Source organism: Bacillus fonticola (assembly GCF_012955605.1).
Lineage (GTDB): Bacteria > Bacillota > Bacilli > Bacillales > JC228 > Bacillus_CG > Bacillus_CG fonticola.
The window spans coordinates 677,972-700,735 of record NZ_CP052135.1; the positions used below are offsets into that span (position 1 = coordinate 677,972).

General features: G+C 43.8%; 21 protein-coding genes. 15 read left to right on the forward strand and 6 right to left on the reverse strand.

The window, feature by feature from the left end:
* Positions 1-58: 58 nt before the first annotated feature.
* From HHK01_RS03280 to HHK01_RS03290, 3 genes are read right to left on the reverse strand one after another with little or no spacing between them, the layout of a single operon-like run.
* Positions 59-1,786: a hypothetical protein gene (locus tag HHK01_RS03280; RefSeq protein WP_170006409.1), complete on the reverse strand. Its 1,728-nt coding sequence runs from the start codon at positions 1,784-1,786 to the stop codon at positions 59-61.
* Positions 1,758-2,660 (reverse strand): ABC transporter ATP-binding protein, encoded by a 903-nt coding sequence (locus HHK01_RS03285; protein ID WP_170006410.1) that lies wholly within the window; start codon positions 2,658-2,660, stop codon positions 1,758-1,760. Before HHK01_RS03285 ends, HHK01_RS03280 begins: the two co-directional genes overlap by 29 nt.
* Positions 2,657-3,037, reverse strand: a complete 381-nt coding sequence (locus HHK01_RS03290; RefSeq protein WP_170006411.1) for a GntR family transcriptional regulator — start codon at positions 3,035-3,037, stop codon at positions 2,657-2,659. Before HHK01_RS03290 ends, HHK01_RS03285 begins: the two co-directional genes overlap by 4 nt.
* A 371-nt stretch (positions 3,038-3,408) precedes the next feature.
* On the opposite strand from HHK01_RS03290, the gene map reads away from it, so the two are divergent.
* Positions 3,409-4,155: a type I methionyl aminopeptidase gene (gene map, locus HHK01_RS03295; RefSeq protein ID WP_170008635.1), complete on the forward strand. Its 747-nt coding sequence runs from the start codon at positions 3,409-3,411 to the stop codon at positions 4,153-4,155.
* A 158-nt stretch (positions 4,156-4,313) separates the two neighbouring features.
* Here map and HHK01_RS03300 read toward each other — a convergent pair whose 3' ends face one another.
* On the reverse strand, positions 4,314-4,880 hold the full coding sequence (locus HHK01_RS03300) for a CPBP family intramembrane glutamic endopeptidase (protein ID WP_228027640.1): 567 nt from the start codon (positions 4,878-4,880) through the stop codon (positions 4,314-4,316).
* Between HHK01_RS03300 and HHK01_RS15490 the strand changes: the two genes are divergently transcribed.
* The 9 genes from HHK01_RS15490 to HHK01_RS03335 all read left to right on the forward strand — a co-directional run bounded on the left by HHK01_RS15490 (position 4,873) and on the right by HHK01_RS03335 (position 15,057).
* Positions 4,873-5,016, forward strand: a complete 144-nt coding sequence (locus tag HHK01_RS15490; protein WP_228027641.1) for a hypothetical protein — start codon at positions 4,873-4,875, stop codon at positions 5,014-5,016. The two genes, HHK01_RS03300 and HHK01_RS15490, sit on opposite strands and share 8 nt — an antisense overlap.
* Positions 5,017-5,377: 361 nt before the next feature.
* On the forward strand, positions 5,378-7,288 hold the full coding sequence (locus HHK01_RS03305) for a S8 family serine peptidase (protein WP_170006413.1): 1,911 nt from the start codon (positions 5,378-5,380) through the stop codon (positions 7,286-7,288).
* 254 nt (positions 7,289-7,542) lie between these two features.
* On the forward strand, positions 7,543-8,823 hold the full coding sequence (locus HHK01_RS03310) for a helix-turn-helix domain-containing protein (RefSeq protein WP_170006414.1): 1,281 nt from the start codon (positions 7,543-7,545) through the stop codon (positions 8,821-8,823).
* Positions 8,824-8,851: 28 nt separating this feature from the next.
* Complete coding sequence (locus HHK01_RS15725; RefSeq protein ID WP_265575550.1) at positions 8,852-8,986, forward strand: hypothetical protein; 135 nt, start codon at positions 8,852-8,854, stop codon at positions 8,984-8,986.
* A gap of 93 nt (positions 8,987-9,079) precedes the next feature.
* Positions 9,080-9,775, forward strand: coding sequence for an HAD hydrolase-like protein (locus HHK01_RS03315; RefSeq protein ID WP_170006415.1), 696 nt, complete (start codon positions 9,080-9,082; stop codon positions 9,773-9,775).
* Positions 9,776-9,974: 199 nt separating this feature from the next.
* A complete protein-coding gene (locus HHK01_RS03320) occupies positions 9,975-10,658 on the forward strand; it encodes a response regulator transcription factor (RefSeq protein ID WP_170006416.1) in 684 nt (227 codons plus the stop codon).
* 1 nt (position 10,659) lies between these two features.
* On the forward strand, positions 10,660-11,661 hold the full coding sequence (locus tag HHK01_RS03325) for a sensor histidine kinase (protein ID WP_170006417.1): 1,002 nt from the start codon (positions 10,660-10,662) through the stop codon (positions 11,659-11,661).
* A 94-nt stretch (positions 11,662-11,755) separates the two neighbouring features.
* On the forward strand, positions 11,756-12,439 hold the full coding sequence (locus tag HHK01_RS03330; protein ID WP_170006418.1) for an ABC transporter ATP-binding protein: 684 nt from the start codon (positions 11,756-11,758) through the stop codon (positions 12,437-12,439).
* Positions 12,436-15,057: an ABC transporter permease gene (locus HHK01_RS03335; protein ID WP_170006419.1), complete on the forward strand. Its 2,622-nt coding sequence runs from the start codon at positions 12,436-12,438 to the stop codon at positions 15,055-15,057. Before HHK01_RS03330 ends, HHK01_RS03335 begins: the two co-directional genes overlap by 4 nt.
* 144 nt (positions 15,058-15,201) lie before the next feature.
* Here HHK01_RS03335 and HHK01_RS03340 read toward each other — a convergent pair whose 3' ends face one another.
* Positions 15,202-16,359, reverse strand: a complete 1,158-nt coding sequence (locus tag HHK01_RS03340) for a GNAT family N-acetyltransferase (protein ID WP_170006420.1) — start codon at positions 16,357-16,359, stop codon at positions 15,202-15,204.
* An 83-nt stretch (positions 16,360-16,442) separates the two neighbouring features.
* On the opposite strand from HHK01_RS03340, the gene HHK01_RS03345 reads away from it, so the two are divergent.
* From HHK01_RS03345 to HHK01_RS03365, 5 genes are all read left to right on the forward strand, one after another.
* Positions 16,443-17,243, forward strand: coding sequence for a hypothetical protein (locus tag HHK01_RS03345; RefSeq protein ID WP_170006421.1), 801 nt, complete (start codon positions 16,443-16,445; stop codon positions 17,241-17,243).
* A gap of 93 nt (positions 17,244-17,336) precedes the next feature.
* The gene (locus HHK01_RS03350) at positions 17,337-18,230 is read left to right on the forward strand and encodes a DnaD domain-containing protein (protein ID WP_170006422.1); all 894 of its coding nucleotides are present in this window, start codon (positions 17,337-17,339) and stop codon (positions 18,228-18,230) included.
* A 253-nt stretch (positions 18,231-18,483) separates the two neighbouring features.
* Positions 18,484-19,041: a peptide deformylase gene (gene def, locus HHK01_RS03355; RefSeq protein WP_322619389.1), complete on the forward strand. Its 558-nt coding sequence runs from the start codon at positions 18,484-18,486 to the stop codon at positions 19,039-19,041.
* Between the two features lie 139 nt (positions 19,042-19,180).
* A complete protein-coding gene (locus HHK01_RS03360) occupies positions 19,181-19,993 on the forward strand; it encodes a hypothetical protein (RefSeq protein WP_170006424.1) in 813 nt (270 codons plus the stop codon).
* Between the two features lie 554 nt (positions 19,994-20,547).
* Positions 20,548-20,994, forward strand: a complete 447-nt coding sequence (locus tag HHK01_RS03365; protein ID WP_170006425.1) for a hypothetical protein — start codon at positions 20,548-20,550, stop codon at positions 20,992-20,994.
* A 79-nt stretch (positions 20,995-21,073) separates the two neighbouring features.
* Here the strand turns inward: HHK01_RS03365 and HHK01_RS03370 are convergent, their stop codons facing one another.
* Complete coding sequence (locus tag HHK01_RS03370; protein WP_170006426.1) at positions 21,074-22,645, reverse strand: BCCT family transporter; 1,572 nt, start codon at positions 22,643-22,645, stop codon at positions 21,074-21,076.
* Between the last annotated feature and the right edge of the window lie 119 nt (positions 22,646-22,764).

The following is a 22,764-nucleotide window of genomic DNA, read 5'->3' on the forward strand; positions in this document are numbered from 1 at the left end:
GTGCGTGCATTCGACAAAATTCGGGTCGTACCAGTTCCCTGAACTACCAGTTCCTGAACTAATAGCCGTTTTCTTCAAGCCATGTGCGGAGTTCTGTGTAATGTTCTCCTAGTGGGATGTCTACGAAATTGTTTTCAAGTTCGATGCCTATGGACTGAAGGCCGTTTCCGTATTTCCATTCATTTTCGGCTTGCAGGCGTTCTTCACCTGTTTCGTCTTGGATGGCTCTTTTTAAGATTTCCATGAATGTTTGAATATCCTCTTTGTTAGTGATAGGTGTAGAGTCATTTTGTCCATAGATTCCAATTTGGCGAATCCCTTCTATTTCTTTATTAGAAAGAATGGAGTTGTCTTTGAATTCTTTCGTTTCGTACAGTTGGGCGAAGAAACGGTCGAATGTCCCCTTTGTCACTTGATAACTACGTACCAGCTCATCCCCGTTGGCTAATGTGTATCCGAATGATATAAAATCACTCATTTCATAGCGGTTCATTTCAAATGGGATAGTGGCTGTGATCTCCTTGTGTAGTGCTTGAAGAATGGCAATGGCTTCGGGTGATTCATAGTTTTTTCTAGCCATCCGCACAAATTCACTAGGGCGATCATCTCCAGGTAGTTGTTGTAAGGAACGGTACACACTATAATCACTTAAGTATTCCGAAAAGTACACCGCGTCAATCTCGGCAACATCAGGTACCCGTTTCTGGAATCCAAGTGCATCAAAGTGTAAGCCCATAATGAGAATAGCCACCACACCCGCAAAGCCAACGAACCCTCGCCATTTATGAAAAATGCGGATGGATTTGTTGAGGATCATTTGCGCGATGGTATAGCCAAACAATCCGCCAAAGAAATACCCTGCAAGCAGCCAAGGTTTCGATTGATTGGTCTCCCCGAAATACAGCCCAAACAAAAGCATGAAGCAAGTCGCAATGCCAAAAACAAACACTGGTTGCAGCCAACGGAAGGCGACCGCTTGATTAGCTGCCTCAGACGGGCGGAATTTGTACACTCCCCAGCTCGCTACAATAATTCCGATTGTAAGTAGGATGTAAGCAATCAGTTCTACGTAGTTTACATCCTGTTCAAAGTTTTCGATGAGGTTAAAAAGTGGAATAAAGAGCTCCAGACTGCGAGAGACAAAGTAATCGATCGGAATCCCTTGTAACCACTGTTTTGCGTTAAATACAGACAGAAGGGTGATGCCAGCTGGGAACGCCATCAGAATATACACTAAAGCACCCTGCAGTAAAGTAAGTCCTGTACACATCCCGATGAAAACAGCAATAGCAAACATAAAGCTATTTCCTAATAGAAGCTGCCAAGTCCACTCCCACGCCAATGGGATATAAATATCGCCACCAACTCCAGTAAAGAGTTGAATCAAGAGCAACACGAGAAAATTGATCAGTACGGGCACATATAACAAAATAGAAGCGCTCGTTACGTGCGACCAAAATGACTGTGTTCGCGTAAAAGGCATGCTGTGTAGCGTATCAACAGATAACTTGACGTGTGTATAGCGGAACATTATCATCCCTACTAGGACTGGGTACGTAGCAATTAGAAATACAGAAAATAGTTCATTGGTTTGAAACATGGCTTCAAACATGTTATCAAACGAATAATAAGGGTTCGCGGAATTATCTGATGATGATAACTCCATCATTACCTGCATCGGAAACAGGAAAAACAAGATAAAGGCGTACAACACGCTAACCCAACCGAATGAACGTAAGTCTTGCAAAATCAACCCTTTATGCATCCATGAGCGTTTCGACCGCATAACCGTGACCTCCTAACTCGTACACGAATATCTCTTCCAAAGTGAGCGGAAGCATATCAAACACAACAGGACGGAAAGACCGAATATGCCTCACAACGACAGACTCTTCTCCACGCGCAATACAAAGTAAAATACTTCCTCGACGTTCTTTGTATAACAGGTCCAATCCTTCAAGGAAGGCGTCTTCTTCTCCTTCTTTCAACACCACTTGCACTTTATGAATATCTGATTTCAAATCATCCAGATCCCGTTCGAGCAGCAATTTGCCGTGATGCATAATGCCGATGTGATCACACAAATCCTCTACTTCACGCAAATTGTGTGAAGAAATTAAAACGGTCATCTCTCGATCCGCTACATCCTGAACGATGAGGTTCTTCACCTTTTGGCGCATCACCGCATCTAACCCATCAATCGGCTCGTCTAACAACAACACATCTGGCATCGTGGACATCGCTAACCAAAACGCTACTTGTCGTTGCATTCCTTTTGAAAGACGTTGTACTCTGCGCTTCATATCAATGGGGAAGACGTGTGCCAGTTGCTGAAACCGTTCTTCATTCCACCGCTCATATGTAGACGCATAGAAATTCGCCATTTGGCGGATCGTCGCTTGCGGGAAAAAGTACAAGCTGTCAGGCAAAAATAGAGAACGTTGTTGGATGTCGGGATTTTCGTATACTTTTCGTTCATCAATTGTTACGTAACCGCTATCTTGCCGGTATATCCCTGCAAGTATTTTTAACAGTGTCGTTTTCCCTGCCCCGTTCGAACCGAGTAACCCGTAAATGGAGCCCTTTTTCACGGTAAGTGTGAGATCCTGCACGGCTTCTTCGCCGTCAAATTCCTTAGATACTTGTGAAACGCTAATCATTTCTGGTCCTCCTCCCCGTCGAAAGACTCGACAGAATGCAAGATTTCTAGAATCTCTTCTTTTTGCAAACCAAGGTATAATGCTTCAGAAAACAACTTTCGCAATTCATCTTTCATCTCATTCACCTTTTGTTCATTTTTTTCTTGTGGCGCTACAAAGCTTCCGCGACCCGGAACAGAATACGTGAAGTTTTGCCGCTCGAGCTCCCGATACGCTTTTTGAATCGTGTTCGGATTAATCGTTAACTCTTTTGCCAGCTGCCGGACAGAAGGAAGCTGCTCATCGGCGTGGAGCACGTCGTAAACGATCAATTCTTTAAACTTCTCGACAAGTTGCTCATAGATAGGCTGACGACTGCGGATATCAAGCTGAATCATGTCACCCCTCCTCTGTGAATGGGATGTATTAAGTGTATTATCAACCATAGTACAGTTAGAACAGTATCACACTATTTTTTGTTTGACAACCTTTTGTATGGAATAATGGTCGAGGGGAGAATGAGTAGAAATAGGTGGATAAGACCTCCTCCATCCCAAATCGATCCCTTCTTTTGAAAGCAAACGATCCTTTTGGTACCATTATATGGTGTGACTATTTTTAATGAGTGTGTCGAGTGAACGTGGAATTGTTTTTGCCATATGAATGTAGTGTACAGTTACAAAGCGAGCTGAACGGCATCTAACGTCACGAAACACCAATTGTGCACTTGTTGCCACTTATAGATGAAGAAGAAAGGGGTATTCGTATGATGATTATTCGTAAGTCGCCGAGAGAAATTGAAGCGATGAAAAAGCCGAACGCCCTTGTCGCAGAGATGCATCGTCAAATTCGCCCGATGATGAAACCAGGCATGACGACGTGGGAAATTGAAGAGTTCGTAAAGAAATTTGCAAAAGAGAACGGTGCCGAAACCTCAACGGTCGGGTATAAAGGATACAAGTATGCCACGTGTGCGGCGGTAAACGATTGTATTGCCCATGGCTTTCCTTCAAAAGAGCCTTTGAAATCGGGAGACCTTGTGACGATTGATACAGTGCTGGATGTGGGCGGTTGGAAAGGGGATTCAGCGTGGACATATGCTATTGGCGAGCTCAGTCCTACCGCTGAAAAACTGATGCGTGTGACGAAAGAGTGTTTAGATTTGGCGATCGAACAGGCTGTTATTGGTAACCGTCTGGGGGATATCGGTCACGCGATTCAATCGCATGCTGAAGGAAACGGCTTTTCGGTTGTGCGGGATCTTGTCGCCCATGGCATTGGTCGAGCCATTCATGAAGAACCAAGCTTCCAACACCTAGGGACACCTGGCAGAGGTCCTCGTCTAAAAGAAGGCATGGTCTTTACGATCGAACCGATGATTAATGAAGGAACCTACGAAATGTACGTAGAGGATGACGGCTGGACAGCGCGCACAAAAGACGGAAAGCTGTCGTGCCAATTTGAACATACGATCGCGATTACGAAGGACGGCCCGCTCGTGCTGACGCAGCAATAGAAGAAACCGACTGAGATTTCTTCTTGATAGTAAGTCACGTGTGTTATGAATTGGGTGTGAGTGTAGATCCTTATTCGAAGAACGGGTGCCTGGCATGCAGTATGAAGTGCCTAGCACCCAGTATGATACGACAAAAGTGTTTGATGGAATAAAGCCTCTCAAGCTTCTTCATCCTCCCCTTCCTCCTCGAGCTTAGACCCTCTCCTTTCAGCATACGGAATCGCTCCACTACCAAGCATGATAAAGACGAGGGAGTTGTACGTCGCGTGCATCAAAAACGGTGCCCACAAATTCCCTGTCCATACAAACAAGCCACCCATGACGAAGCCAAATGTTAAAATGTACGCTTGAATCCACGGGTGACCTCGGTATTGCATGACATGAAGCGCGCCAAATACTAAACTGGACACGATCAACCCGATCCACGCGTTAGAGAAGCTCACTATCCACGCAAGTAAAAAGCCTCGGAACAAGATTTCTTCAGACAATCCCGAGCCTAACCCGATACCGATAGAGCTAACAACTAATCGTTTGCTGTTAGGTTTTAACACATCGGTAATCTCGTTATTCGGCATTTTTGTCCAACCGAGTTTGGCAGTGATATATAAACCGAGACTTACTACCCCACCAGCAGCGATTCCGATCATCATATCGGTGCTGGGGGTGGTAGAACGAAACAATGAAATGACGTACGCGAATACATTGGCCCCTTGCCAAATGAACAAAAAGATAAAAGCAAGAAATGTAAGCGTTAAAAAGTTGATCGTCAATAAAGTACTAGGTGAAGGCTGGGTGCGTGCCAAATGGGTCATTCCTTTCCATCGTGTCTACTTGCATTTTATCACATCACCTAACAAGTAGAGTGTGGGCTTGCTACACAATTCCCTTCATAATAACGGTGAAATATTTTTTCTGAAGTCAGCGCGTTTTGGTCTGTGTATAAACAGCATGAGTGAAGAATTTATTATAATAAATGAATAATTTTACATATATTAGGTAAATGTTGCCCAAGTGGTGCACGATTCACCCGAATTTTTGCTTGTTTTAGAGGGGTACTTTCCCAAGTTGGGAAAGTACCCCTCATTTCGGTGCAAAAATCGGCCTTTTTTCATCGTACTTTCACAATACTCTAACCATTCAGAATATGGTAATCTTACGGTAAGACAGTGAAAGGAGGGACGTATCCACCAATAAACTAGACAAATGTGAGAGGAGAAATGGAATGAAAAGGAAACAGATTTTGGCCACAGTCGCAGCAACAGCTCTTGCGACTTCTACCCTATTTGTGGGACCTTTTTCCGGCAAAGTGAACGCAGCAAGTGGAGAACTACAATCAAGTGGGATTGATCAGTACGAATCCAATGAAATGAAAGCTGCTAAAGTGGGGAAAGCGGCATTTCTATTTGAAACGAGTGACGTCAAGATTCCAAGAGGCATTCAGAAAAAATTAGAAACAGAACCAAAAGGCAACACACTAAAAATTGTCCAGTTAAATGGCCCGATTACAATGGAGGAGCGTAAAGAGATTGAGGCAACTGGTGCGACAATTGAGCAATATATACCGGACTTTGCCTTTGTCGTCGACACGAAAAATGCCGATGTATCGCAATTGGAAGAGCTTAGCACTGTAGAGTTCACAACAGCCTATCTTCCTTTACACAAATTCGACCCACAACTCTTTCAAAAGGGAGCATCTGGTCTTGTCAAGGCAAAGCTGTATAAAAAGGGCGGAAAGGTTGAAGAAGTTAAAACGAACGGATTACAGGAACTTATCGAATACAGTCTGTCCAACGATGTCTTGAACGTAACACCAGACATCGAATTCCAAACGATGAATGTGGAAGCGGGCAAGATTATGAACGTACCGACAGCTCGTCAAAATTACGGTCTGGATGGGTCAGGACAAATCGTCGGAGTGGCAGATACAGGGCTGGATAATGGAAGGAACGATAGCTCAATTCACGAAGCGTTCCGTGGAAAGATTGAAAGTTTACGAGCGTGGGGACGTCCGAATGATACGAGCGATCCGAACGGACATGGCACACACGTTGCTGGCTCTGTTCTCGGTAACGGCTCTGAGCAGCAAGGAATGGCACCAGGTGCGCGTCTCGTTTTCCAATCTATTATGGATAGATTCGGTGGCCTTGGTGGTTTGCCGTCAGACTTAGGGGATCTGTTTCAACAGGCGTATAACGATGGGGCGCGCATTCATACGAATTCCTGGGGAGCGTCTGTCAATGGGGCCTATACTACTGAATCGCAAAGCGTAGATTCCTTTGTGTGGAACAACGACATGACGATCTTGTTCGCGGCAGGTAACGACGGATCAGGTAGCCAAACAATCGGATCACCGGGAACTGCGAAAAACGCCATTACAGTCGGTGCCTCTGAAAATTATCGACCGTCTTTTGGGTCCATTTCTGATAGAATCACGGACATTGCGTCATTCTCATCTAGAGGACCTACAGCTGATGGACGTGTAAAGCCAGATGTGGTCGCACCAGGGACGTATATATTATCTACACGTTCCAGTTTAGCACCGGACTCTTCGTTCTGGGCTAACTACAATAGTAGATACGCCTACATGGGGGGCACATCCATGTCGACACCACTCGTTGCAGGAACCGTGGCATTGCTCCGTGAGAACTTCATGGAAAATCGTAACGTCACACCAAAGCCTTCCCTCATTAAAGCAGCACTTATTGCTGGAGCTACAGACATTGGCAAATCAAGAATGGATCAAGGTTGGGGATTGGTGGATCTCGAAAATGCATTGAATGTAGGCTATGTGAATGAAAGTGTCACTTTACAAACAGGTCAATCTACTTCGTTCACGTTTAATGCAACGAGTGCTGATGAAATGAAAATTTCCCTAGTATGGACGGACTACCCAGGGAATCCTTCCGCTCGCTATGCGTTAGTGAACGACTTGGACCTTGTCATCACGTCTCCAAGCGGGAAAACGTATGTAGGCAACGACGCATCTGCACCGTACAACAATAACTGGGATGGGGTAAACAATGTAGAGAACATTGTCATCCCAACACCAGAAAACGGAACGTATACCATTGAGATTCAAGCGTACAACGTTCCATCCGGTAGCCAGGACTTTTCTATCGCTGTCGTTAATTAATTTTTGCCTAAAAGAGTCGTTTTGTTGTGGGCAGGACGACTCATTTTTTATGGTAAATCATATCCATGTCTAAAAACCGCGATATGACGCGATTCTTGTAATGGAAAAATTTCCTTGTTGGGCAAGTACCTAGTAAAAAGAGCCAAAAATCGCACCTATTTGACTGTAATTTTCCCAACATAGAAATGAAGGATTTAGGTTTTCAATGGAGAATATTTCTAGTATAATAATCTCAAAACCTCGAGGTTGATGCTATGCAAATTGGTGAGCGAATTCGTTTCTACCGGATCCAACAAAATAAAACGCAAGAAGAGCTAGCGGGTGGGATTATTTCTGTTCCCTATTTATCAAAAATTGAAAATAACCAAAGTCTACCGAGTCTAGAAGTCATTGAACAGCTGTGTGCCAGGTTGGGAGTCCGTTTTTTGGATGAACAAGAGCCGAATCTATTGGAGGAGGTTACGGATTGGTACAAGTTCATGACTTCGAAAGGAAAAGAAGGGCTTTCAGAAGCTTCACAACAGTATGAAGTGCTGCGTTTTAGCGCCAACTCTTCTAATGATTCGAAAGCCGTCGTTTACTTCATGTTGTTTGAGCTACGATACTTCCTTTTGACGAATCAAATCGAGGAAGCTGAAGCCTCAATCGTGAAAGTAGAAGAAATACTAGATTTACTCAACGCAGAACAAAGCTACTACCTTTGGAAATTTAAAGGTCTTCGTAATTACTTAAAGGAAAACTTTGAGGGCGCTTACGATTGCTTTAAGCGCGCAGAAATGATTTTGATTCACAATGTATTCGAAAAGTGGGAAGAAGCAGATCTCTGTTATTCTCTTGGTCTTAGTAGTAGCCGATTATGGAAGGTCAGTCTGTCTATTAGCTATGCGACGAGAGCCCTTGCTATCTATCAGGCGCAGTATAACTATAGGAGAAGTGCAGAGTGTCAAATTTTATTGGGGATTAATTATCAGCGAAGCGAAGAGTACGAGAAAGCTGAAGAAAGTTACTTGTTGTGTTCAAAAATTGCGGATACATTAGAAAAATTTGATATGAAGGGCTTAGTCCATCATAATATTGGTTACTTAAGAAGCGTTCAAGAAGATTATAACTCTGCTATCGTACACTTTCTGAAAAGTTACAACTACTATGTGGATGGTAACCACATAAGAAAGATTCATGCTATTGATGGTTTAGTTCAAGCTTATTATGAACTGAATAATCATGAGGAAGGTTTAGAGTGGGTGCAGGAAGGTGCACGGATATTGGAAGAGAACAATCTTTCACTCCCAGAATATGAAATAAAGTTCAAGGTTTACAATTTTCTAATGGATGAAGAGATGGAATCAGCAAAATTCGAAAAGTATATGAGAGAAGAAGCTATTCCATATTTTGAAGACCATAGAAGAAATGATTTACTAGCAAAACATGCAGAGTTTCTTGCCGAACATTATTTTAGACACACAAAATATAAGTCTGCTACTAAGTATTATCAGATTTCTGTGAAGGCCTTAAAAAAAGTTACACATGTTGATTAACAACAATGATGATAAGGTGGTGTATTTTATGAAAAAGCTAATAGCAGTTAGTGTGATTGCTTTACTTGTAACTGTAGGTGCTAACTATGATAAAGGATCAGACCTAGCAGATGCATCGTACCCAGATATCCAATCTATCTCACCATATTCATTCGAAGTCTAATTGCTAACCAAAAAGACCCATTAGTCTACAGCTGATGGGTCTTTTTTTTACAAAGAATGTGCAACCTAGTAATAAAGTGCATGAGGAAGGGGAATGGTTGTGCAACGAGTTGGGGTTATTTTAAACATGGATGGGACGTTGTTTCAGACGCATCGGGTGTTGCCGGATGCTCTTGGAAAAACGTTCGATTGGTTGCGGCGAGAAGGGGAATGGATCGACGAGACACCGACGAGGCGTTTTTTTACCATGATTGGTGCTCCTATGGACGAGGTGTGGCGCGCTTTATTGCCTGATCATAAAGAATCTGTTCGGCAAGAAGTGGATCACCAGTTTCAGCAGTTTCTTTGCAGGTCTGTTGAAAAGGGTTTGGGCGCTTTGTATCCAGGGGTGCCAGACGTGTTACATGCTTTATGGCAGCAACAAGTTCCCCTGTTTATCGCGAGTCACGGAAGCTGCTCGTATGTGGACGCTATTTTGCGTAAGCACCAACTGCTTCCTTACTTTGAAGATGTGTATGCGGCTGGACGGGACGATGCGCTTTCTAAAACGGAGCATGTGGCTAATTTACGGCAGTCATACGGTTTGCAGGAAGGGATTTTGGTGGGGGATCGTGGTTGCGACGTAGAGGCAGGCCTATTAAACGGATTTGCGACGGTCGGGTGTCGATATGGATACGCCAACGATCCCCTGGAACTGGTAGAGGCAGACGTACCCCTTTTTCGGTTTTGGGATTTGCCTGAGGTGGTGCAACGGTTGTTACCCGCAGAGTTGGGGCGTAGTTATGGGTGAGCCTAGGCACTTAATAAACCATGCGAGGCACGCGTGCAAAATATAAGCGAGCGTTCACAAAGCTGAGCACTCGCTTTTTCGTCGTGGTTCCCCCAAACTGGCTCGTTTTATATAATAGATCTCGTATACTTGTACACCGTGGACTAACCTAAACACAATCAATCTCCTTTACATAATGAAGTTAGGGTGATCTATACATATGAAAATTTTAGTTGTTGAGGACGATAAAACGATTGCCTCGGGGCTTGAATATTCGCTACAGCAGGATGATTTTTCAACAGTTATTTGTCATGATTTTTCCACGGCTAAAAAGACGTGGGCAGAAGAAAAGGCCTCCATTGATTTGTGTTTGCTTGATTTGTCACTGCCCGGTGGAAGCGGATATGAATTGTGTCAAATTGTAAAACAACAGGCTGATATTCCAGTGATTTTTTTAACAGCGATCGATGATGAGGTAAATGTCGTAATGGGGCTGGATATGGGGGCAGATGATTATATTACGAAGCCCTTTCGTGTCCGGGAATTGATTTCGCGGATTAAATCGGTTTTACGAAGATATCAAAAGCACAGTGTGGTTAAAACAGTGATTGAGATCGGTCGGGTACAGCTAAATACGCTAGAGGGCAAGGTGTGTAAAGACGGTAGCGATGTTCCTTTGACTGCTCTGGAGTATCGGTTATTGCTCATTTTTGCGAATCATGTTGGGCAGGTTCTTACGCGGAATCAGTTACTCGAGCAAATATGGGATGTGGCAGGGGACTTTGTGAACGATAACACACTAACCGTCTACATAAAAAGGTTGCGAGAAAAGTTGGAGGACAACCCTCAAAATCCAACGTTAATTAAAACAGTAAGAGGGTTAGGGTATAAGGTGGGAGATTAGGATGCTGCGAAATAGAGAGATACGTCTGTTATTGGGAGTTATGGTGGTTATCTGCCTGGCAGGGACGATGGTGAGCGTACTGTATTCAAGCGTTACTGCACTTTTCGTCTTAACAACTTCTATATTTTTGATTGGCACAACCATCTTATTTACTCGCTGGAGATACCGAGAGATCGAGAGGCTTTCTGGTTATTTGCGTCAAATCTCGTCCGGTGACTACACGCTTGATGTTCGCGACAATACGGAAGGCGAGCTGAGCATTTTAAAAAATGATATTTACAAGGTGACACTTATGCTATCAGAGCAGGGTACCCTATTGAAGAAGGATAAAATCCAGCTCACAGATGCTATATCTGACATTTCCCATCAGCTAAAAACGCCGCTTACCTCAATGATGGTGATGGCTGATTTACTAAGTGATGCAGGAGTAGACGAAGTAAAAAGGACGGAATTCACTCATAATATTCAAATCCAACTTGAGCGTATAGAGTGGCTAGTCTCTTCCTTATTAAAGCTATCAAAAATAGATGCAGGAACCGTTCAATTCAAAACGGAAAAAGTTGCGGTCAAACACCTTATTCAGAAGGCGGTAGAGCCTGTTTTAATTCCAATTGACATTAAAGAGCAAACCCTTTCTATAGAAGGAAAAGATACTACTAGTTTTACTGGCGATCTAAATTGGACTGCTGAAGCGCTCATCAATATTTTGAAGAACTGTGTCGAGCATACGGATGATGGTGGGTCCATCACCATTTCCTTTGAAGAAAACGCTTTGTTTACGGAAATTATAATCGCTGATAACGGAAAAGGAATTGCAAAGGAAGATGTTCCCCATATCTTTAAACGATTTTATAAAGGGAAAAATGCAAGCGAGGATAGCATCGGCATTGGGCTTGCGATGGCTTATAGTATTGTGACAAGTCAACATGGTGACATAGAGGTAAAAAGTGAAAAGGATCAAGGCACACAGTTTCGTATTAAGTTTTTCAAGCAAGTGATTTAGTAGGTTAGGTGACTAGATTGTCACTAAGCAGTCACTTGAGAGTCATTTTAGACAGATATACTGAATCCATCATGAACAGTATGGAGGTTTACTAATGGAAATCCTAAAAATAGAAAATCTGTCTAAAGTATACGGAAAAGGCGAAATGGCAGTGAAAGCACTTGATGATGTGTCTTTCTCGGTAAATAAAGGTGAATTTGTCGCCATTATTGGTCCTTCTGGGTCAGGAAAGTCAACCCTCTTGCACATGCTTGGTGGTGTAGACAGACCTACTAGTGGAAGGGTTCTAGTTGATAACACAAATATTTATCAGCTCAATGAAACTCAGCTGGCGATTTTTAGAAGAAGACAAATCGGCTTAATCTATCAGTTCTACAATCTGATTCCGGTGCTAACAGTTGAAGAAAACATTACGCTTCCAGTATTACTAGATGAGCACAAGGTGGACAAGAAGCAGTTCGAAGACATTGTAAAGATATTAGGCTTACAAAGTCGTTTACACCACCTACCTAACCAGCTTTCCGGCGGACAACAGCAAAGGGTGTCTATTGGAAGAGCGCTGATCAGTAATCCGGCGATCATGCTGGCTGATGAACCGACTGGTAATCTAGATAGCAAGAACAGTAGTGAAATCATTGACCTACTCAGAATGTTCAATAAAACGTACAATCAAACGTTAATTGTTATTACGCATGATGAACACATTGCTTTGCAAGCGGACAGAGTTATTTCAATCGAAGACGGACGAATTGCTAAAGACGAGGTGGTTCGTCCATGAACATCGTGAACAAGTTAACGGTACGAAGCTTGAAGCAAAATAAAAGACGGACGCTAATTACCATCATAGGCGTGATTATTTCGGTGGCAATGGTGACGGCTGTAGTAACGTTGGGCGTTTCGTTTATGGATTTAATGAAAAGGCAGACGATTGCAAATTCAGGAGAATGGCACGTTCTTTATGAAGATGTGAACAAAGACCAGTTAACGGCCATTCAAAATGATGAGGCCACGAAATCAGTCATTCTTTCAAGGGATGTAGGCTATGCAACATTAGAAGGTGGGCAAAATCGTAATAAGCCGTATTTGTTTATAAAAGAGTATAATGCGGAAGGCTTTGAGAAGTTTCCGATTAAATTGAGTGAGGGGCGTCTCCCCCAAGCAACAGATGAAGTCGTAATTTCAGAGGCCATTTTGACGAATGCAAAAGTGGACTTGGCTATCGGTGAGACGTTAACGCTAGAGGTAGGAGACCGCACTACGACAAACGAAGAACCTGAAGAACCGTTCGGACAGAACTATCCATTATATCAAAATGAAAAGGGAGAGATGATTGAGACCTTAACAAACTTAGAAACGAAAAACTACACAGTGGTAGGACTCATCAAACGCCCAACATGGGAACCAACTTGGGCGCCAGGATATACAATTCTGTCTTATGTGGATGAAAGCATGCTAGGTATAGGAGAACAGGTTCAAGCTTCTGTTGTATTGGAAGATGTCAAAAGTACTTTGTTCACCCACGCAGAAAGGTTTGCAGCCGAACAGCAAATAGAAAAGTTTAGCTTTCACGATGAATTACTGCGTTATTATGGCGTAATTGAAGATGGTGGATTTCGTACGACGCTTTTTTCCTTATTGGCAGTTATCATGGGTGTTATTATGGTCGGCTCGATTTCGTTAATTTACAACGCTTTTGCAATCTCGGTATCGGAGCGTTCACGTCATCTAGGGATGCTAGCAAGTGTAGGGGCCACGAGAAGACAGAAGAAACATTCAGTACTGTTTGAGGGACTTGTGATTGGTTTGATAAGCATTCCAATTGGGATGGTTAGTGGACTTATCGGAATTGGAATTACCTTTTTCTTTATCAACTCGACTATAAAAGGTGCCCTAGGGATTACGGAAGGCTTAACAGTATCGGTTTCCCCGTTTTCAATTTTCGTTGCTAGTGCTGTTTCCCTGTTGACAATCTTTATTTCGGCTTATTTGCCTGCCAAAAGGGCTTCTAAAATATCTGCTATTGATGCGATTAGACAGACGGCAGACGTGAAACTTACGGAAAGAACAGTAAAAACGTCTAAACTCGTTCGTAAATTGTTTGGAATGGAAGCAGAAATTGGCTTGAAGAACTTAAAACGAAACAAACGAAAATATCAAGCAACGGTGTTTTCACTTGTCATTAGTATCGTTCTGTTTCTCTCTGTATCCTTCTTTACAGACAGTCTAAAAAAATCGCTCGAGCTTTCCCAAGACGGTGTGAACTACGATATTTCAGCATCTGTTTATACCGGAGGAAGTATTGCCGGAACCAATCAACTTGCGAACTTGATAAATTCCTTGGACGATGTGACGCAGTCTAATGCCGTGACTAGTTTCCATAATGCGACCTCATGGGTGAGTAAAGAATTACTAACGGGTGAATTGAGAGAAATGGTTGAAGTTGATGAGAGTATGCTAGAGGACGATAAATATCGAATATCCATTTCCATACATGCTCTGGATGACGATAATTTACAAGCTTATGCAGAAAAGGTTGGGGCAAGTTTCGATCAGCTTAACAATCTAGATGATTTAAAAGCTATCGTGGTTGACACAACTACCCTTAAAGATGTAGAGGCTAAGAAGTTTGTAGAAGCAAAAGTGATCGAAACGGAAACCGGTGAGAGTCTTGAGATGAACTCTATCGACTGGGAGACAGAGGAAGAGCAGTTTTTAGGATCCGTGGAAATTGCCGCGCTGACGGATCAATTGCCTATGGGAATTACGCCATCAGGAATTGGTAGGTTAAATATCATTGTATCTCAACAAGCACTAGACCAAATCATCGGCAATAAGCCAACCCACGGTATCGAATCTAGTATCTTCTTTAATAGTACAGACCCGATCTCGACCCAGCAAGAAATACAGGACATGGTGATCACTATTGGGGAAAACCAATTGAATGTGTACAATGTATATCAAGTAAAGCAACAAGAACAGCAAATGATTTTGCTAATGTCCGTTTTTACGTACGGATTTATCGTGTTAATTACAGCCATTTCAATTGCCAACATCTTCAATACGATTTCGACCAGTATTTCACTGCGGAAACGGGAATTTGCCATGCTGAAGTCTGTCGGCATGACACCAAAGGGCTTTAATAAAATGATTAACTACGAAAGTATCTTTTATGGAGTGAGATCGTTGCTTTATGGGCTCCCCATCAGTATTGGTGTCATGTATTTGACTCATAGAGCATTGAGCGGAACCTTTTCTTATGAGTTTACGCTCCCTGTGATGAGTATGGGATATGCTGTAGCTGCTGTCTTTATGATCGTAGGAGCTGCCATGCTCTATTCGAGTGCGAAAGTGAAAAAAGAGAATATTATTGATGCACTAAAGCAAGAGAATCTGTAAATCCCATCAACACAAAAATCCTGTCTGAGCCAGATCACAGGCAGGATTTTTTGTTGATCGAGTTTTTGCTCCCTACAGTGTTTCCAATACTTACGGACACTGGTTCCGTCATTGTGAAACAAGAAAATCCAGGTGGTGGCACCATCAAAAGTAATCCAGAAACGCAGTCTGTCTAGTCGTTAAATAGCGTGCGAATTTTTGACAGGCAAGCCGTTCTCCACGTAAGCGTCCTTGGTCGTGTGCTTGTTCCGCTGTGATGTAGCCAAGAGCGAGTGCGGAGAGTGTTTGGATGTCGACCTCAAGCTCACTCGTTTCTCCAGACGGCACCTTCACAATCGACGTTCCTTCTATGCGCCAGTTTCCTTCATTCCATGGGGCGTAAGGGTCTTCTACTGTCAAAGTAACGGGTGCACTTTCACTTGTTTGCGCGATATATTTTGAGAAGAACGCTTCCACGTCAACGATTCGCGCCATGAAATAAGGAACTGTTTTTTGAGTGAAAATGGGGTTGGTTATTTCAAAAGCAAGCGTATCATCCGCTGTCATGACCATTTCGACTTCCTTCACCATCGAGTCATGCTGGCAAATAAAATTCCACAACCCTCTGCGTGCATCCTGATCTAGTGCCACCCATTCCGTCACGGTCATCTTTTCGTCCCGTACACGTGCAACGAGATACCCGGTTTGGTCACCATGATGATTTGTATAAACGGCCGTATATGTACCCTCTTTGACGAATTGACGCTCTAACCATTTGTCGGATCGGTTTAGAGTGCCGTTATATCGTGTAGCGAATTGCCGATAAATGTGTTGCATCGAGTAAATGGCCTCTTTGTGAGGAAAACGAGCGATCGTCCCATTTGCAGGTTGCATGGGGTGCAAATTCTCGAGCGACAATGTGTACCACTTTTGATCGACAAATAGCTCCCATCCAAATTTTCTGTAAAAGCTCACTTTGAACGGATGCAATAAGCTAATCGTTTGGCCTTTTTCCATCATGTAGGCAAGGGAGTGTGTGAGTAATCGAGACACGCTTTGCTTACGCCGGTGCTCAGGCCATGTGGCAACAGCAGCCACGCCACCCATCTCGTATGATTCTCCGTTAATCCATAGCTGAAGGGGGTAGACGTGAAGCTTTGAGATCATCGTATTTCCTTCAAAATCTCCCCATATATCTTGCTCGTGCCACAGTTCAAATCGTTTTTGCTTCGTTGCTTCGTCCAATTTGTATTGAAAAGCATATTCAGAAAGCGCGTTTGTGATGTCATACTGTTCTGGTTTGATACGGCGAATGGTAGGCATGTCGTTCCTCCTTGATATGTATCAATGATAATTACATTGTTTCACTTTTTTGAATAGAGCGCTATACTCATTTGTAATTTCAAATGAACTCTAGGCTGTTACGGACGATCAGACGAATATATCCGCGATCAGAGGCGGATATCCGCGATCAGGGGCAGATATCCGCGGTCAGGGGCGGATATCCGCGATCAGGAGAATATATCCGCGGTCAGAGGCGGATATCCGCGGTCAGGGGCGGATATCCGCGATCAGGGGCAGATATCCGCGATCAGAGGCAGATATCCGCGATCAGGAGAATATATCCGCGATCAGGAGAATATATCCGCGGTCAGGGGCAGATATCCGCGGTCAAAGGCGGATATCCGCGATCAGGGGAATATATCCGCGGTCAGGAGAATATATCCGCGATCAGGAGAATATATCCGCGATCAGGGGCAGATATCCGCGGTCAAAGGCGGATATCCGCGATCAGGAGGATATATCCGCGATCAGGAGGATATATCCGCGATCAGGAGGATATATCCGCGATCAGGAGGATATATCCGCGATCAGGAGGATATATCCGCGATCAGGAGGATATATCCGCGATCAGGGGAATATATCCGCGGTCAGGGGAATATATCCGCGATCAGAGGCAGATATCCGCGGTCAGAGGCAGATATCCGCGATCAGAGGAATATATCCGCGGTCAGGGGAATATATCCGCGATCAGGAGGATATATCCGCGATCAGGAGAATATATCCGCGATCAGAGGCGGATATCCGCGGTCAGGAGAATATATCCGCGATCAGGGGCAGATATCCCCCGGTCGCTTTTGAAAAGGCGGATGCTGACGTTGGAATCTGTGTTGGATTCAGTTGTAGAACGGGCTAGCAAAAAATAATGTCGTTCAGCAGACTATTTTGAATTTCAAGGTGTCTCTTTTGATGCTTTCTCTCTATATACAGGGTAGACAGGATCAAAGGAGGAGTCACTTTTGAATGCTAGAGTAGTAAATGATAGCTTGGCCATGGAAATTGGACTGAACGAGTCACTTTTGTTACAGGAGCTTTATGCCCAGGTGGTAGCGAGTCAGGCTGAATTTGAGGGGCGCAGGTGGGTGTATAAAACGTATGAGCAATGGCAGCAGCATTTCCCGTTTTGGACTATTTCGACAGTGCGACGGATATTTAGAAAACTTGAAAAGCTTGGCTACGTGCTGACGGAGCGCTTTAATAACCCCAAGACGGTCCACACAAAATGGTACACGATTGATTTTGATAAGACGGATATGCTTAAAGAGCAGCTTGATCAAACATGTGGTCAAAGTGACTGTTTGCCAGTTCAAAACGAATCGGTGACGACCCAAGTGGAAACGAGCGAAGTGATTCAAACAACTCACAAAGGGAATCTGTCCAAAAAAGACACACCTATAAAAAGCTCTTTAAGTACTTTAAGTTCTTTAGATCTTTATAAACCCAATTCTTTACAAACAAAAAAGCCTTTACATAACAAAGCACTTCTTTTTTTTGAACAAAATGGATTTGGAAAGGGAGAAGGTCATGTTCGTGAAGCCATTTGTAATTGGATAAACGAACTGAACGAAGACCTCGTGTTACATGCACTGACCCTCACTCGGGAAAAAGGTGTGGCGTCATGGGGGTACGCCCAAGGTATTTTGCGCAACTGGAAGAAGCAAGGAATTTCTACAGTTGAACAGCTCGAACCAAATCACAAAACTAAACGCACAATCCGCAAAGAAATGATTCCGGATTGGTATGAAGATCACCAAAAGGAACTTGCCATCGAAGTGCAACGAGCAAAAGCAGAGCAGAAAGCACGAAACATCGCGGTGGAGCGAAGGGAATTGGAAAAGCTGTTACGCGGTTAAATGTAAAATGTACAAGTTTCGAAACTAGATTCATTGGCCAGGATCCATACCTATCGAGCTAAATCAAGACTAGCACGCGTGCCAGGCTCGAACAGGAAAATTCAAGCCTACATCGAAAACGAGTGCGCGACGAATAATCGCCGAATTTGGGAAAATCCGCTCTGGGTCGTATGTGTAATTGACCGAGAACATATAGTGAAAACAACAGAATAGCATCGACATTTACGATTAAGGAGGCATTCCGTTGATCACTATGGATGACTTTGTAAGGGAGAACGATCCGGCATTGCGAAAAGTTGCGCGTGAAATCTCAGTACCTTTTGCAAAGGAACATCGAGAGTTACTTCAAGAAATGCGCACTTTTTTACTAAACAGTCAAGATACCACTTTGTGTAAGCGATATGAATTACGTCGTGGAGTTGGATTGGCGGCTCCGCAGTTAGGAAAGAGCGTCCAGCTGCTTACAATCTATACGTCAGATGAAGAAGGAAATCAGGTAGATCTCCAACTTGCGAATCCTAAGATCGTCAAGCAATCTGAGGAGCTCATCTATCTCGCTAGTGGGGAAGGCTGCTTAAGCGTCAATCGACCGGTCTATGGACTTGTGCCCAGATCGGCTACAATAGAAGTTGAGGCAAGCATACAATCAGGGAAAGCTTTTCGGGGCACTTTTGAAGGGTTTACTTCAATCGTACTCCAGCATGAGATTGACCATTTACAAGGTATCTTGTTTTATGATCGAATAAACAAGGAAAACCCATTTCATTTACTGGGAAATCCATGTGCAAAGCCGGTTCGCGATCTACAATAAGTGAACCGTAAACACCCACTGTATACAATAAGCGACACAAAGTACGAACTTTTTTGTCCGAAAGCAGGAATAGAGCACCATTTGTCGAAAGAAGTTTAGTAGGTAGAACTTTGTTCGTGTGAGAAAAGAGGTGACCGACTTGTCTATTTTCCAAACAGAACTTTTGGCGCAGGGGAACGCGTTGTTCTTTATTGTCCGTGTTTTATTGGAATGGGGGATGATCGTACTCACTGGGGTAGTGCTTGTCCGTCTAGCTATGAGGGCAAATCGTCACACATGGAAAGCAGTGCGCGATCGGCATTTACGGTTGGAATGTGCACGTTGGGAGCACACGAAGTATTGTCCACCTGTCATCATGTATTACTTAGAAAAAGAATCCGTATCAGTTCATTTTGATTATAAATTGTTTCGGCAGTTCCGCTCTGAGATGGAGCGCATCCACTCTACCCATAAGGATGAACTCGCCAAGCAGCGTACTCCGTTTCGAAAGCTCCTTGGTCGCCGCGAATGGGGGCTGTTTGCCGTAACGAGCTTTGCCTTTTTGCTCATTGTTCTTTTGGCAACGTCTGTACCGGTTCGTGACTGGATAGAAGAAGGCGTTTTTTATTTCCTTCCCATTTGTGTGGCAATTGCCGTTTTATGGAAAGGGATATTCCAAACGATTTTGCATTTTCATATAGAAGAGTGGAGTCACCGGCTGCATCATTATGAGGAATCACCGATTGAACTGGATCTTCTTCAGCCGCAAACTCCTCAAGGGAAAAAGATTGTCGAAGAATGGGCGACTCGCGCAAGGCAGCTACCAAAACCAACAGATATGCTAACGGAGCTGCCCTTTCCTTACCCAGGCTGGTCGTTACACGAGTGGGAAAAAGCACAAATCAAATCTGAACCTAAACAAAATGCAAAAGTGATCCCATTACAAAAACGAACGAAGCCGTTCACACGGTAACGTTCGTTTTTCTTGTAAGGCTGGCTGTTTTCTAAAGGCTGTTTTCTAAAAGATTGTTGCTTTTTTAATGAAATCTCATTATACAGTAGCATTATGATGCGACATACTGCTGTGTTGATTTCCGCTGCAGGCGGATGCTTTCCGCGGGGCGGGCGGTGAGCCTCCTCGGCGCAAGCGCCTGTGGGGTCTCACCTGTCCCGCTGATCCCGCAGGAGTCGCCGCCTTCTGCTCCAATCAACGAACAGATGGCGAGTCAAAACTAGCGAAGTGTATTTCCGCAGCGTATTCTAGCAGTTTCTTCATTACGTCGCATCATGAGATTACTGTATTGTAAAAACAACAAAGGATACGAAAAGAGCCTTTCTAAAAGATTGTTGCCTTTTCCAAAGATTCTCAGCTAGTCGTTGCGATATACATTTTCGAGGAGTCGACTGCCCTCCGCTCCAATCCTGAACTCAAACATGAACAATGTCATTTATGCAATGAAAATGCCCAGTCTCAATTCCGTCCATCGTTCATACAGTAGGAGGGAGATTTTCTGGAGGGGGATGCGGTTGGAAACGGTCGCTTTATTTATCAATGTGTTTGTTGTGAGTGGTTGGTTTTTGTTTGCGATTTACGAACGGGGATGGGGGTACACGAAAATTCAACAAGCGATGGGGACACCGGCGGAGCGCTATCAATTGAAGCAATTTTTCCGGTTGCTTCAGCATGTCAGTTCTTGGCTATTAGGTATGCTAGTTGCGACGACACTGGTACAGATTTGGGAGAGGGGGACGGTTTCCTTTGCAGAGGGAGTTCTCCTCCTTGCGTTTGTCTTATTTCTCGGTTTATTTTTGCCAGCTCAAAAAAAGGTGGAGCGTCTTTTCCGTCTCTCCAATGAACGACTGCCCATGCGAACTGTATTTTGGGCGCAGTTTCAGCGCATGCGTATGACGTTATATTTGCTGCATGCGATGATCTTGCTCCACGTTGTTTGGAGACTGGTGGAACAAAGGTAATTGTACAAAGGGTGCTAAAAAACCATCTGAGATCACTAGAAAAGGGAATGACCCGTCCAAGGTCATTCCCTTTAGTATTTCACTGAATTCCTTGTTCCTTTGCCATTTTCTTAGCGACTTGAGGAGCAAGCCATAAGGATGGCAATAAGATGAGCGATACAGGTACCGCAGTAACGACAATGAACGATTGAATCGAATTGACGCTGTTTTCTCCAAGGTTGAGCAGTACAACTGCCACCGCACCCATGGTGAGTGCCCAAAAAATCCGCATGAATTTCGGGGGATCACTCAACCCAGTGACAGATGCTGCGATTGTGTATGACATTGAATCAACAGTCGTTGCCACGAATAAAATCGTCACGAGTAAGAAAGCAAAGGCCAGTACGGTTCCAAACGGCACTTGTTCAACGATGGAAATCATCGCTGCGGGCATCCCGCCTTCGAGTAGTGCCCCCGTAACAGAGCCCTCATTTTGCTGTTCATAAAAGATTCCACTTCCGCCGACAATCGTAAACCAAAAATTTGAAACGAGCGGAGCGATTATGGCAACGGCCACAAATAATTGGCGAATGGTTCTCCCGCGGGATATACGACCAATAAAGATCGCCATCATCGGTGCATAGCCGAGGAACCAACCCCAGAAGAAAACAGTCCAAAGCGAGAGCCACGCTTTGTCCCCTCTGTACAAGCTGAGATTGAAGAATTCGCGAAGATATACTCCGTATCCGCCAAGGAAGGAGTCGATAATGAAGCCTGCTGGTCCCAGAACAAGCATGAGAACGACGAGTACTAACGTCCCAACAATGTTTAATACGCTCAGAAGCTGTATTCCTTTATAAATTCCAGTTGCAGCTGAAATAGCAGAAATCGCTACAAGCCCAAAAATGATGAGTGCTTGTGTCCAATACTCATTCGGAACTCCGAATAAAGATTCGAATCCGTAAGCTGCCTGCAAGCCAAGTAACCCGATTGGGCCAATTGTACCTGCTGCCACGGCAATGATCGAAAAGGCATCCACCAAAATACCAAATACATTGTTTTTCTCCATGATCTTCTTGCCAAACATCGGATAAAATAATGTTCGTGGCTTTAGTGGCATCCCTTTATGATAATGCCCATACATGACAACGACAGTGCTTAATGTACCGAGAATGGTCCAAGCAAGAAATCCCCAATCAAGAAACGACTGTGCTAGCGCATTATAGACGTTAAACGGCGACCCGGCTTCAGCTTCTGGAAGCATCGGTGGTTGTTCCATGTAGTGAAACATCGGTTCAGCAGCAGCCCAAAACACGCCGCCACTCGCGAGTAAAGTACACATAATCATAGAAATCCATTTAAAGTAGCCCGTTTCTGGTTTATCTAACATTCCGAGCTTTACTCTTCCTAACCGCGAACACGCCATAACAATTGTTACCGCAAAAAACGCAAGAACCAATAATTGCCAAAAGGCACCAAAATAATTGGCAGACCAAGCGAACGAATCATTTACAAACCTCTCGAGAAAATCCATATTGATCCAAGATAAAATAACAAATAAGATCAATACCCCTCCGCTAATGAAGACAACAGGCCAATCAGTACGAGGTGATTTCAATTGTGAGCCTCCCTTTTTTTCCTTAGTGTGATGTGTCCAAACTGTGACGAACATTTAAAACACATGTTTGACATCGTAACATGTGTTTACATGAAAAGAAAGCCATAACCCTTTTGGTCAACTTGGTGTGGTTGTCCTATAAGATGTTGTTTAAAAGTCTGGGGAAAATCCTC